The sequence below is a fragment of the Flagellimonas spongiicola genome (assembly GCF_023502425.1).
Lineage (GTDB): Bacteria > Bacteroidota > Bacteroidia > Flavobacteriales > Flavobacteriaceae > Flagellimonas > Flagellimonas spongiicola.
This window is the reverse complement of the sequence record NZ_JAMFMA010000002.1, coordinates 246587-259131: the sequence shown is the minus strand read 5'-3', so window position 1 is coordinate 259131 and position 12545 is coordinate 246587. Positions and strand designations below refer to the sequence as shown.

Here is a 12545-nt window from a genome sequence, read left to right as displayed (position 1 = left end):
CCTATCTTCATTCCATGAACAACAAGAAGCTTTATACCCTACTTATTATACTTTGTATAATAGGTTTTTGGGTTTTTGATAACTTCTATACGCCAGATTCATATACCAATCCTGAGGGCGACAGGGCGGGCATCGCATCAATATTAGATTACTTGCCCCAAAGTACTACTGGAAACATTGTTGAGCATGACTATTTTGTGTTATCCTACAATGAACCATATGAACAGGCCGAGTGGGTGGCATATCCATTAAAGAAAGAGCATCTTACCTATGATGACCGTGACCGACCTTATTTTATAGAAGACCCAAAGGTAAAGACCAAATCTGCTGACTGGAGAAATTATAAGGGTTCGGGATATGATCGAGGGCATTTATGCCCCGCTGGAGATAGGCGTTTTTCTGAATATGCCTATAACGAGACCTTTTATACAAGTAATATCAGTCCACAAAATCGAGAATTCAATGCAGGAATATGGAATCGTTTGGAACAGCAAATACGTAAATGGTGCAAAATGTATGGCGATTTGGTCGTCATTACAGGAGGGGTTTTGGAACCTGGATTAGAGGAAATTGGTGAGGAGGATGTGGATGTGCCTGATGCATTTTTTAAGATTGTTGTAAAAGGGGATGGAAAAGATGCAAAGCTATTGGCCTTTCTCTTTGCAAATAAAGAAAGCAATAGACCCTTGTCAGATTTTTTGATTTCGGTAGATACATTGGAACACCGCACCGGAATTGATTTTTTTGAAAAACAACCACAGGATTGGCAAGTCAAATTGGAAACGTCCGTTGAAAAATTGGGGTGGAAATTTTAGATACCGTCTTTTAACCTATTGGAATCCAACTTCAGGAATACAAAGAGTAGCATTGTAAAAAAGATAAGACCTGAACCTCCGTAACTAAAGAAGGGTAGTGGTACACCAATAGTTGGCAAAAGCCCTATGACCATACCAATGTTTATGAAATAATGTATCAATAAAATTGAAATTACGCCATACCCATACATTCTGCTGAAATCACTTTTTTGGCGTTCAGCTATAAAAATGAGACGCAGAAAGAAAATGGAAAAGAGTAGAATAACCGTTGCTGTGCCCAAAAACCCCCATTCTTCGCCTACAGAGCTGAAAATATAGTCTGTGTGTTGTTCCGGCACAAAATCTCCTTTAGTACGAGTTCCCTCCAAGAATCCTTTACCGAAAAATCCACCGGATTCGATTGCTTTTTCGGATTGATAGGTATTATAACCTATGGTCTTGCGTATTTCTTCTAATTTCTTTTCATCTTTTTCTAAACTCAGCCACAATGCAAAACGGTCACGGTGGCGTTGTTCAAAAACATTGTCAAAAACAAAGCGCACAGAAAATGAAAACAGGACGGCTGCTCCCATGATGGCAATAAAAGGAAGTAATGGAATCTTTGTCGACTTCTTTTTAAAACCGAAAATAAGAATGGTCAACATTAAAAGTCCAATAGAAACCCAAACTGTTCCAAACATCAATGTGGTGGCAAATAAGGCGACCATAACAACCAATATACCCAAATAATAAAGGGGGAATCCTTCCCTAAAAAGCACAAAAAACAGCGAAAAATAGATTAGGGAACTACCAGGGTCTGGTTGAGGTAATATTAAGAGTGCTGGGAGTAAAATTATGGCCAGTGCATATATTTGGTGCTTTCTGGATCTAATATCTGTTTGGATATCGCTTAAATACTTTGCAAGGGCTAGTGCCGTTGTCATTTTTGCCAATTCTGAGGGCTGTAGATTGAAAAATCCAAGGTCATACCAAGAGGTTGCTCCAGCAATTGTTTTTCCGAAAACGAATAGGCCAAGCAATAAGATCAAAGAGATGATATAGAATATTGAAGCAAAGCGTTCAAAGAAATTAGTTTCTATGAAAAGCACGAACAGTATGCCCAATCCTGCTAAACCTATAAAAAAGAGTTGTTTGCCGTAAAGTGTGCTGAAATCAAAAATTGAGAGGTCTGGGTCGCTCAAGGTCGTGGAATAAATATTGACCCAGCCAACTAAGACCAATAATACATAAAGAAGAATGGTAAGCCAATCTATTCGGCCAAACAGTCCTCTGCTACCAAACATATTCGTTGATCTTAAAAGGTTCCCCACTCAAAGGTTTTGCATACTCATGCTCCAAGGTTTTTTCCAGCATTCGCTTTTCCAAATCAGTACGCGTGATTTCACCTTTAAGATATTGCTCTATTAATAATGAAGCAATATGACCAGCGTACCTTGCACCATAATATCCGTTTTCAATATAAACGGCGATGGCAATTTTTGGATTTTCCACTGGTGCAAAAGCAACAAAGACAGAATTATCCGTAAGTTGTACTTTCTGTCCGTCTATTCTAGTAAAGTTTTCTACTGTTCCTGTTTTACCTGCAATATCAATACCTGGGACTTGCACCCATCTTGCAGTACCATATTTATAAACGTTGGCCATACCTTCAATCACAGGTTCAAAGTGTTTCCTGTCGATTGTGGTGTAATGTGGTTCGGTATATTTAAGGTCTATAGCACCCGAATTACCAACGCTCTTTAAAATATGTGGAGTGTAGTAATAACCTCTATTGGCAATTGCTGCAGTCATATTTGCCAATTGGAGGGGAGTGGCAGCCACTTCGCCTTGACCTATACTATTGGAAATAATGGTGGATGATGCCCATCTACCATCTCCATACCATCGGTCATAGAACTCTTTTCCGGGGATTCTTCCTGGTCTACCAGTAGGCATATCAGTTCCCAAATAATTTCCTAATCCAAAACTCTTGATATGCTTTTCCCAGACATCCATTCCTTCATCGGTGGTAGGGTACTTGTCATAGATCTTTCGAAAGGCACCTGCAAAATAGGCATTACAAGACTGATAGATTCCAGAATTCATATCCCGGACACCGCCTCCACAATGGCACCCTTTTTTCTGATTACCCACGTAGAATCCGTTGTAGCATCTGAATTTAGTATTGGGGTCTAATACACCTTCTTGCAATCCAACTAAGGCATTCAATGTTTTAAACGGTGAACCCGGTTCCTTCTCAAAGGAGATGGATCGGTCAAACAAAGGTTTGGAGATTGAATCGTAGTGTAATTTACTATAGTTTCTTGATCGTTCCCTGCCAACTAAAAGCGAAGGATCATAGGTTGGACCTGATATCATGGCAAGTATTTCGCCTGATTTTGGTTCAATGGCAACAATTCCACCGCGTTTACCGTACATTAAGCGTTCCCCATATTCCTGAAGGGTTTTATCAAGTGTGATCCGTAACTCTTTACCTTGCTCCGGTAAGGTATCTAGCCTACCGCTTTTATAAGGGCCAATGTCCCTGTTAAACCGATCTTTCTGAATATGTTTTACACCTTTTCTACCTCTTAGGATCTCCTCATACTGTTTTTCAACACCTGTTCTACCTTTTAGCTCTCCAGCTACGTAGTAAGGGTTATTGTCCAAGTCCCATTCATTGACCTCACTAATGTAACCCAATACGTTGGCAGCACCTGTGGTAGTATAGTAACGCAAAGACCTTTTCTGAATGTAATAGCCTTCAAAATGCCGCATTTTTTCCTGTAATCGGGCATAGTCTTCCTTGGAAAGTTGTGGGACTAATACGGAGGGCAGTCTAGGGGAATACGTTCTGGCCTTTTTCATCTTGTTGATAAATTCAGGCTTGTCAATACCCAACAAAGCACAAAACTCCAAGGTGTCCAATGGTTTTGCTTCCCTTGGGATCACCATCACATCATAGGCAGGTTGGTTTCCTACCATGAGTTCGCCATTCCTGTCATAAATATATCCGCGCTCGGGGTAATCGTAAATTTTCTTTATGGCTGGATCATCTAAAATCTGATCTGGAGAAAATCGAAAAAGCTGTAAATAGGAAAGTCTTCCGATGAAGGTAAATCCTATGATAACGATAATGGAAGATAAGAGTAGCTTTTTCATTTAATCAAGGGTAGACAATTGGGCCTATTAATTCAACGGTACTTTACCACTTTTATTCACTTTGCGGGCTAAAAAGTGAGCTAAATAACGCGCATATGATCAAAGTTACAATACCTGTAGCAAAAACCTTTTTCAAAATTAGAAGGAAATGGGATACGCTCAATACTTCAAACGAGAAATACACTAATTGATGAATCAAAACCAGTAACCCTAAAAAGGTCAATCTTTGGATTTGTGTAGTGTTCTTGAAGCTGAAGTTCTGGAACTCATAATTCACACCAAAACAAAACCTCATGATTACGGGACGGATGTAGGCCACCGTTAGCGATGCTATTGTATGCAGGGCAAGTGTATCCGAAAAGATATCAATCATAAACCCAAGGAAAAAAGCAGTAAGCATAAATACGGCTCTATTGCTTTTCAATGGATACCAATAAAAGAAGATCACATAAACCAAGGGGTTTACAAACCCTAAAAAATTCAAGGTATTGAAAATCAATACTTGTGTAAGTACAAGAAGTACAAATCGAAGTCCGTTAAGTATCAAAGCGCTATTCATCTTCTGTAATTGCCTCTAATTCTTGTATTTCCTCTTTGTTTTTGTTGATGATCAGGTAAACATTTTTGATGTTGGACATATCGTTGAACAACTCCACATCAATATGATAAAAACTCCTTGAGGTATCCAAGTCGTATTTTTTGATGACGCCAATAGGAATATTTTCAGGGAAAATACTGGACATTGCTCCTGTTACAATGGTATCGCCTACTACCAATGGAACCAATCTGGGAATGTCTACTAATTGGACTACATTGTAATCGTTAACATCCCAAGTCAGTGATCCAAAGTAATCTGAATTCTTGATTTTCGCGTTGATGTTCGATTTGGTGTTCAAAACACTTTGTACTGTAGCAAATTTGGAAGAAGTATTTTCCACAATCCCTAAGATTCCTTTCGTTGTTATTACACCCATATCCGTAGCAATACCATCTTGCGCTCCTTTGTTGATGGTAAGGTAATTTCTGGGCGAGGCGATACTATTTTTGATTATATCCGCACTTATTACTTCAAAATCCAGGACTGTAGAATCAAGGGGGTTGGCGCTTATCTGTTCATTCTGATTGAACAACAATTTTCTCAATTCTTCATTTTCCGCGACCAACCTTGCATTTTCTTCCCTCAGTCCAAAGTAGGATGATATGTTGGCGGCTGTGCCATATACATTACCGCTGATCCATTTGGAGGAATTAAAGAATTTGGATTGATGATAGGAGTGTGACCTTATGGTCATAACTAAAGCAATAACCATAAGAAAGCAATAAAGAAACGCATTTCGGTAACTTAAAATAAAATTGATAATGCGCTGCATGCAATACTATCGTTACGAAAGTTCTTTAAATTTTAAATAAAGTCATCGGTTGGGACTCCGATTACTTGATTAAAATGCTTTTGTAGCGTTCAAGATTCTTTAAGGCAATTCCAGTACCTCTTACTACAGCTCTTAAAGGATCTTCGGCTATATAAACCGGTAGGTCGGTTTTTTGAGAAAGTCTTCTGTCCAATCCGCGAAGCATTGAACCTCCACCGGCAAGATAAATTCCTGTGTTATAGATGTCGGCAGCCAATTCAGGCGGTGTCTGAGACAAGGTTTCCATAACAGCATCTTCCACACGTAGGATACTTTTGTCCAAAGCCTTGGCAATTTCTCGGTAAGAAACCTGAACTTGTTTGGGCTTACCAGTCAAAAGGTCTCGACCTTGTATAGATTTATCATCTGGGGGTGATTTCAAATCTTCTGTAGCAGAACCAATCTCAATCTTGATGGCCTCCGCTGTACTCTCACCCACATAAAGGTTATGTTGGGTTCGCATGTAATAGATGATATCGTTAGTAAATACGTCACCTGCAATCTTTACTGATTTGTCGCACACGATACCCCCCAAAGCGATTACCGCAATTTCCGTGGTACCACCTCCAATATCAACAATCATGTTTCCTTTGGGCTGCATTATGTCCAATCCTATACCAATTGCCGCCGCCATAGGCTCATGTATCAAATAGACTTCTTTGCCGTTAACACGTTCTGCGGATTCACGAACCGCACGCATCTCCACCTCGGTAATACCTGAAGGAATACAGATCACCATTCTAAGGGCAGGAGGGAACCATTTTTTCTTTAATGCTGGAATGTTTTTGATGAACATATTGATCATCTTTTCAGAGGCATCAAAGTCTGCGATTACACCATCTTTCAATGGTCTAATCGTTTTTATGTTTTCATGGGTTTTCCCTTGCATCATGTTGGCTTCCCGACCTACTGCTATGATTTTACCAGAAATCCGGTCTCGTGCAACAATAGAAGGGCTGTCCACAACAACTTTGTCCAAATGTATGATAAGGGTGTTTGCAGTACCGAGGTCAATGGCGATTTCCTCGGTCATGAAATCAAAAAATCCCATAGAAAGCGTTGGTTTTTTAGATTAACGGTAAATTTTATCGGCTAATGTACTAAAATTAATGCTTAAAATGCCGTGTGCCTGTCATTACCATAGCCAGTCCATTTTCGTTGCAATAATCAATGCTTAATTGGTCTTTTATAGATCCACCTGGCTGAATAACACTTTTGATTCCTGCTTTATGTGCAATTTCCACGCAATCTGGGAATGGGAAGAATGCATCACTTGCCATTACGGCACCGTCCAGTTCAAAATTGAAGGATTGGGCTTTGTGGATGGCTTGGTTTAATGCATCTACGCGTGAGGTTTGACCGGTTCCGCTGGCGCAAAGTTGTTTGTTCTTTGCCAAAACAATGGTGTTACTCTTGGTATGCTTGCAAAGTTTGGAAGCAAATATGAGGTCTTCAATCTCATCTGAAGATGGCTTAAGTTCCGTGACCGAAGTCAATTCTTCCTTGGAATCGGTTTTAAAATCCTTGTCTTGGACCAATACCCCATTTAAACAGGTACGCACCAACTTTTCTGGCAACACAACTTCATTTTGAATAAGTATGATCCTGTTTTTCTTTCCTTTGAGAATTTCTAGCGCGTCATCCGTATAACTTGGCGCTATAACAACCTCACAAAACAGCTTGTGGATTTCTTCTGCGGTTTCTGCATCGATTTCCACATTGGAAATCAAAATTCCTCCGAAAGCGGATACTGGATCACCGGCCAATGCATCCACATAAGCTTGCTTAATGGTGCTCCTAGTTGCTAAACCACAGGCATTATTGTGCTTTAAGATGGCAAATGTAGGATCATCATTTACGAATTCTCCCATCAAATTCACGGCAGCATCTACATCCAAAAGATTGTTATACGAGTGTTCTTTTCCATGTAATTTGGAGAACATGGCATCAAAATCCCCAAAGAAGATGCCTTGTTGGTGTGGATTTTCACCATAACGAAGAACTTTTCCCGATTGTTCACTGATTTTCAAAGCGGTTTCAGAACCATTGGTGTTGAAATAATTGAAAATAGCTGAATCGTAATGAGAAGAAACATTGAAGGCTTTAGTTGCAAATTGTTTGCGGTCGTCCAAAGTGGTATTCCCGTTTCCTTCGGAAATAACATTCAGGAAATCGCCATAATCTTCCATCGAAGAAACACAAAGCACATCTTTATAGTTTTTGGCAGCTGCGCGAATCAAGGAAATGCCTCCAATATCAATTTTTTCAATGATATCCTGTTCTGAAGCTCCACTTGCCACAGTTTTTTCAAATGGGTACAAATCAACAATTACGATATCCAATTGGGGGATTTCAAATTTTGACATTTGTGCAACGTCGCCGTCATGGTCTTGTCGATTTAAAATACCTCCAAAGATTTTGGGGTGTAAAGTTTTAACGCGACCACCAAGAATGGATGGGTAATCGGTAACATCTTCAACAGGTATTACATCAATACCTAAATCTCTTATGAACTTTTCCGTCCCACCCGTTGAATACAGGCTAACTCCTAGTTCGTTAAGTTTTTTGACAATAGGTTCCAATCCGTCTTTATGAAAAACGGAAATCAGTGCTGCAGAAGCTTTTTTGGTGGTAGTCATCGGTGTCTTAAAAAATCAATTTCTTAAGCACACAAAAGTACTTTATTTGCCACTAAAAATGCGGGCTTCTTATCAACAATCCTGCACTAGTTTTAAAGAATTTGTGATACTTTTTGGTTGACGAATTCCAAAAACCGTTCGTCAGCCTCCGTAAATGGATCGGGAGTGTTCGAATCAATGTCAATCTGACCAATATTTTCTCCGTTGAGGAACAATGGTACCACGATTTCAGCTTTTACGGTAATACTGCAAGCGATGTAATTATCCTGCGCAGCTACATCAGGTACCACAAAATTTTCATTGCTAACAGCTACTTGCCCGCAAATGCCTTTACCAAATGGAATAATCGTATGATCTGTTGGTTCTCCAGCATATGGACCCAACTTCAGTTCTTCTTTATCTCCATTTTTAAAGTAAAAACCGACCCAATCATAATATGAAATGGTTTCCTGCAATAAATTGCATACTTCCAACAGCCGATTATCCACACTTTCATTATTGTTTTCAAGAATGGCTTCCACTTTGGGTTTTAAACTTGTAAGCATCTAATAAAAATTTTTTGCAAAGTTATTTTAAATGGAGTTCTAAGTCGAACTCTACGACGGAAATTACGCAATTGGCAACCTAAAATTTCGTTAAGGTATTGAACTTAAAGGCATCAAATAGCAAATAATTGGTAATTTTGGGCTTGTGAAAGGAGTATTCCGTAATATCGCCTCCGTTTTTCTCGCTGTAATGGTGTTACTCTCTACGGTCTCATGGACGGTAGAAAAACATCTATGTATGGGACGAGTAATGGACATTGCTTTGTTTTCCGGTTCTAGTGGTTGTGGAATGGAGGAAGCAATGATCGTTTTTATGGATGATGACCAAATGGATGGTCATTGTTGTGCCGATGAAACATTTACAGTAAACGGTCAGGACGATCTTAAACTGTCCACGTACGATTTAGATTTAGAGCACCAAATTTTCTTGGTGGCTTTTGCCAAATCCTTTATTGATTTATATGTTCCTCTTGAGGAACTGCCAATACCTTCGGAGGGGTATCCACCTCCCTTGATAACCCACGATATCCATATTCTGGATCAGGTATTCTTGATTTGATTTTTAGAACATCCAATGGTTACCCGTGTCAATACTTTGATTCGGGCTAAATAGATTGTTCATAATGTTAAAAAATCAAATGAAATACATTTTAATAGCAACGTTTTTACTTCCGATTATGATATGTGCCCAAGATAAAGTGGAGGGTATGATCATGGAGGCAAATACAGAGAACAAACATATTGGCCTGGCTGGTGCCAATGTGTATTGGATGGATTCCCAATTGGGAACCATTACTAAAGAGGATGGGACTTTTAGTATCCCTTACTCGAAAGAATACAGCAAATTGATCATTAGTTTTGTCGGTTTTAAATCCGATACTTTGACTATTGATGCACCTAAAATGGTTCATCATTGGTTGGTCCCTACCAATCAATTGGATGAGGTGGTGGTTCAAAAGGAAAGAGATGCAGTTCAGAAAGCGTATTTCGCACCTCAAAATGTGATAACAGTTAATAGTGCGGAATTGTTAAAGGCGGCCTGCTGCAACCTTTCGGAGAGTTTTGAGACCAATCCAGCGATTGACGTAAATTTCAATGATGCCTTGACCGGTACCAAGCAAATTCAGATGTTGGGTTTAACGAGCCCCTATTTGTTGATTACCCAAGAGAATATTCCTATGGTGCGTGGTGCCTCCCAAGCCTTTGGATTGACATATACGCCTGGCACATGGGTTGAAAGTATCCAAATTACCAAAGGAGCGGGTAGTGTAGTGAATGGCTACGAAAGTATATCGGGTCAAATCAATACAGAGCTGCAAAAACCTTTATTGGATAATCCAATTTTTGTGAATGGCTATGCCAATGTGAATGGTAGATTGGAATTCAATACCCATTTGAATACAAAACTATCAGACAAATGGAGTACAGGTTTGTACATCCATGCCAATAGAAGGGATGCCGATGTAGATAACAATGATGATGGTTTTTTGGATAACCCATTGGCCAATCAAATCAATATTATGAACCGTTGGCAGTATCAAAATCCGGAGACTGGCTGGGTCAGTTTTCTTAATGTTCGTTACCTGAATGATGAGAAGCAAGTTGGACAAGTGGACTTTAATCCAGATACGGATAGATTTACGACAAATGCTTGGGGCAGTGAGATAGATACTAATCGTTTTGATGGTTCTGTTAAACTGGGGTATGTGTTTCCAGAGTTACCTTTTCAAAGTGTGGGATTCCAGGCATCCTATAGCAATCATCAGCAGGATTCGTACTATGGTTTCAATATTTATGATATAGATCATACGAGTATCTACTCCAATCTACTCTTCAATTCCATTATTGGAAATACCAAAAGCAAGTTCACTACGGGTTTGACTTTTGCTTATGATGGTTATAAAGAGTTGGTAAATACTCAAGATTTTGAACGTGTAGATCGTTCTGCCGGGGCATTTTTTGAATATGCCTATACCAATCTTGAAAAGGTAAGCTTTACTGCGGGTCTGCGTTTTGATACGCACAATCGATTAGGCAATTTCTTTACCCCTCGTTTTCATTTGAGATATACCCCTTGGGAAAGATCAAGTTTGCGCGGTTCTTTTGGAATTGGAAGGCGAGCTGCAAACATATTTGCTGAAAATCAGCGAATGTTCGCATCTTCAAGAACGATACAGTTACAGGGAAATGGAGGTTCCATTTATGGATTCGATCCTGAAAAGGCTACCAATTTTGGAGTTAGCTTTTTACAAGGATTCGATTTGTTCGATCGTCCCGGTAATTTTTCTGTGGACTTTTATCGCACAAATTTTGACAATCAAATTGTGGTGGACTGGGAAAATCCACAGCAAGTTACCTTTAGTAATTTAGAAGGTAAGAGTTATGCTAATAGTTTGCAGGTAGAAATTGATTATGAGGTCTTACCACGTTTGGAATTGAGAACTGCATATAAATTTTATGATGTAAAGACCGACTATCAAACTGGTAGACTACAAAAACCCTTGCAGGCAAGACACCGGTTTTTCACCAATATTGGGTACAATACAGAACTAAAGGAAAACGGTTCTCAATGGCGTTTTGATTACACTTTCAATGCTTTGGGCGAACAACGCCTACCTTTTACGGCAGCAAGTCCAGGAGATTTGGTTTTTGATGAATTTGCTGAAGGCTATAGTTTGATGAATGCCCAAGTGACCAAGGTATTCTCTAATAGGTTTGAAGTGTACGTAGGAGGAGAAAACCTTATGAATATTAGACAAGATAATGCGGTTTTGGGTGCAGATGACCCGTTTGGAACCAACTTTGATACAACCATAGTGTATGCCCCTGTTTTTGGGCGTATGATCTATGCAGGTTTTAGATTTAAATCATAATATGAACTCAAAATACGAATGAAAAACAGGATTCTAATTTTAACGATGTTCTTGGTATCAACCATTGGTCTGGCACAGGACAAAAACAAAAAAATGATCATGGATGTCAATGGCAAGTGTGAAATGTGCAAGATGCGTATTGAAAAAGCTGCCTTAGGTGTTCCCGGTGTTAAATTTGCAAGCTGGGACATTCCTTCCCATCAATTGACCTTGGTTATGGATGAGCGAAAAACAGATGCTATGAAGATAAAAACGGCATTGGTTGAAGCTGGTCACGATACAAAGGAACTCAAGGCGACGGAAGAAGCCTATAAAGGTCTGCATGCATGCTGTAAATACCGGGAGGACAACTCGGATGACAGCAATCAACACCATGATGGCAGTCATTAATGAAGCATAAGTATAGCATATCAGGAATGACCTGTAATGGTTGTGTAGCTTCAGTTGCGGATAACCTTATGCAGGTCAGCGGGGTGGAAACTGTGGATGTGAATCTGGAGACATCTTCTGCTGAAATCACTATGAATCGACATGTTGACTTGGCTGAACTGAAAGCGACTTTACCCAGCAAATACACCATTTCCAATGAGGAGTATATTCCCTCGACAAGCGTGGAAGCTGAAGTCCAGTCCAAATGGGTGCAATTGCGACCATTGTTTTTGATTTTTGCCTATTTATTCGGTACGGCTTTTTTATTGCATTGGAAGGATTGGGATTCTAATGAGGCCATGTTGGATTTCATGGGGCTGTTTTATATCGTTTTCAGCTTTTTTAAATTTTTGGATTTAAAGGGCTTTCCAGAAAGTTTTGCAATGTATGACCCATTGGCTAAGGCCTTACCTTTTTATGGTTGGATTTATCCATTCTTGGAATTGGTATTGGGCCTAATGTTTTTGATGCGATTTGAGGTACAAACAGCATTGATTTTAACCATCATAGTATTGGGAGTCACTACAATTGGGGTGACCAGAACATTGTTGGATAAAAAAAGCATCCGTTGTGCTTGTTTGGGTACGGCACTTAAATTACCCATGACTGAAGCCACATTTATAGAAAACGCCATTATGCTGATTATGGCATTTTGGATGTTATTTGTTTAGTGCGTTAAGAGAGCCCCTCGGTT

At 39.5% G+C, this 12545-nt stretch carries 12 protein-coding genes; 5 read left to right on the top strand and 7 right to left on the bottom strand.

All coding sequences use genetic code 11. The features are described from left to right. Positions 1-14: 14 nt before the first annotated feature. Positions 15-815, top strand: a complete 801-nt coding sequence (locus M3P19_RS07360) for a DNA/RNA non-specific endonuclease (protein ID WP_249657010.1) — start codon at positions 15-17, stop codon at positions 813-815. Here M3P19_RS07360 and rodA read toward each other — a convergent pair. The 7 genes from rodA to M3P19_RS07325 form a co-directional block, all read right to left on the bottom strand. Further along, positions 812-2098 carry a rod shape-determining protein RodA gene (gene rodA / locus M3P19_RS07355; RefSeq protein WP_249657009.1) on the bottom strand — a complete coding sequence of 429 codons (1287 nt, stop codon included), beginning with the start codon at positions 2096-2098 and terminating at the stop codon, positions 812-814. The two genes, M3P19_RS07360 and rodA, sit on opposite strands and share 4 nt — an antisense overlap. Beyond that, complete coding sequence (locus M3P19_RS07350; protein WP_249657008.1) at positions 2088-3956, bottom strand: peptidoglycan D,D-transpeptidase FtsI family protein; 1869 nt, start codon at positions 3954-3956, stop codon at positions 2088-2090. The genes rodA and M3P19_RS07350 overlap by 11 nt, the downstream gene beginning before the upstream one ends. Before the next feature lie 52 nt (positions 3957-4008). Beyond that, the gene (locus tag M3P19_RS07345; RefSeq protein WP_249657007.1) at positions 4009-4515 is read right to left on the bottom strand and encodes a rod shape-determining protein MreD; all 507 of its coding nucleotides are present in this window, start codon (positions 4513-4515) and stop codon (positions 4009-4011) included. Next, positions 4508-5326 (bottom strand): rod shape-determining protein MreC, encoded by an 819-nt coding sequence (mreC, locus tag M3P19_RS07340; RefSeq protein WP_249657006.1) that lies wholly within the window; start codon positions 5324-5326, stop codon positions 4508-4510. Before mreC ends, M3P19_RS07345 begins: the two co-directional genes overlap by 8 nt. Before the next feature lie 61 nt (positions 5327-5387). Continuing rightward, positions 5388-6416: a rod shape-determining protein gene (locus M3P19_RS07335; protein WP_055396723.1), complete on the bottom strand. Its 1029-nt coding sequence runs from the start codon at positions 6414-6416 to the stop codon at positions 5388-5390. 55 nt (positions 6417-6471) lie between these two features. Next, entirely contained in the window at positions 6472-8004 is a 1533-nt protein-coding gene (purH, locus tag M3P19_RS07330) for a bifunctional phosphoribosylaminoimidazolecarboxamide formyltransferase/IMP cyclohydrolase (RefSeq protein WP_249657005.1), read from the bottom strand. A gap of 92 nt (positions 8005-8096) precedes the next feature. Further along, the gene (locus M3P19_RS07325) at positions 8097-8549 is read right to left on the bottom strand and encodes a GAF domain-containing protein (RefSeq protein WP_249657004.1); all 453 of its coding nucleotides are present in this window, start codon (positions 8547-8549) and stop codon (positions 8097-8099) included. Between the two features lie 145 nt (positions 8550-8694). On the opposite strand from M3P19_RS07325, the gene M3P19_RS07320 reads away from it, so the two are divergent. The 4 genes from M3P19_RS07320 (at position 8695) to M3P19_RS07305 (ending at position 12522) form a co-directional block, all read left to right on the top strand. Beyond that, entirely contained in the window at positions 8695-9108 is a 414-nt protein-coding gene (locus tag M3P19_RS07320; protein WP_249657003.1) for an HYC_CC_PP family protein, read from the top strand. Between the two features lie 79 nt (positions 9109-9187). Beyond that, a complete protein-coding gene (locus M3P19_RS07315) occupies positions 9188-11422 on the top strand; it encodes a TonB-dependent receptor (protein ID WP_249657002.1) in 2235 nt (744 codons plus the stop codon). Positions 11423-11440: 18 nt separating this feature from the next. Next, entirely contained in the window at positions 11441-11812 is a 372-nt protein-coding gene (locus M3P19_RS07310) for a heavy-metal-associated domain-containing protein (protein ID WP_249657001.1), read from the top strand. Continuing rightward, positions 11812-12522: a heavy-metal-associated domain-containing protein gene (locus tag M3P19_RS07305; RefSeq protein WP_249657000.1), complete on the top strand. Its 711-nt coding sequence runs from the start codon at positions 11812-11814 to the stop codon at positions 12520-12522. Before M3P19_RS07310 ends, M3P19_RS07305 begins: the two co-directional genes overlap by 1 nt. Positions 12523-12545 lie beyond the last annotated feature (23 nt).

What these genes read in the sequence shown, in the direction of transcription:
- rodA (WP_249657009.1), bottom strand. Translation starts at nt 2,098, where the DNA reads ATGTTTGGTAGCAGAGGACTGTTTGGCCGAATAGATTGGCTTACCATT.
- purH (WP_249657005.1), bottom strand. Translation starts at nt 8,004, where the DNA reads ATGACTACCACCAAAAAAGCTTCTGCAGCACTGATTTCCGTTTTTCAT.
- M3P19_RS07360 (WP_249657010.1), top strand. Translation starts at nt 15, where the DNA reads ATGAACAACAAGAAGCTTTATACCCTACTTATTATACTTTGTATAATA.
- M3P19_RS07345 (WP_249657007.1), bottom strand. Translation starts at nt 4,515, where the DNA reads ATGAATAGCGCTTTGATACTTAACGGACTTCGATTTGTACTTCTTGTA.
- M3P19_RS07335 (WP_055396723.1), bottom strand. Translation starts at nt 6,416, where the DNA reads ATGGGATTTTTTGATTTCATGACCGAGGAAATCGCCATTGACCTCGGT.
- M3P19_RS07350 (WP_249657008.1), bottom strand. Translation starts at nt 3,956, where the DNA reads ATGAAAAAGCTACTCTTATCTTCCATTATCGTTATCATAGGATTTACC.
- mreC (WP_249657006.1), bottom strand. Translation starts at nt 5,326, where the DNA reads ATGCAGCGCATTATCAATTTTATTTTAAGTTACCGAAATGCGTTTCTT.
- M3P19_RS07305 (WP_249657000.1), top strand. Translation starts at nt 11,812, where the DNA reads ATGAAGCATAAGTATAGCATATCAGGAATGACCTGTAATGGTTGTGTA.
- M3P19_RS07315 (WP_249657002.1), top strand. Translation starts at nt 9,188, where the DNA reads ATGAAATACATTTTAATAGCAACGTTTTTACTTCCGATTATGATATGT.
- M3P19_RS07310 (WP_249657001.1), top strand. Translation starts at nt 11,441, where the DNA reads ATGAAAAACAGGATTCTAATTTTAACGATGTTCTTGGTATCAACCATT.
- M3P19_RS07325 (WP_249657004.1), bottom strand. Translation starts at nt 8,549, where the DNA reads ATGCTTACAAGTTTAAAACCCAAAGTGGAAGCCATTCTTGAAAACAAT.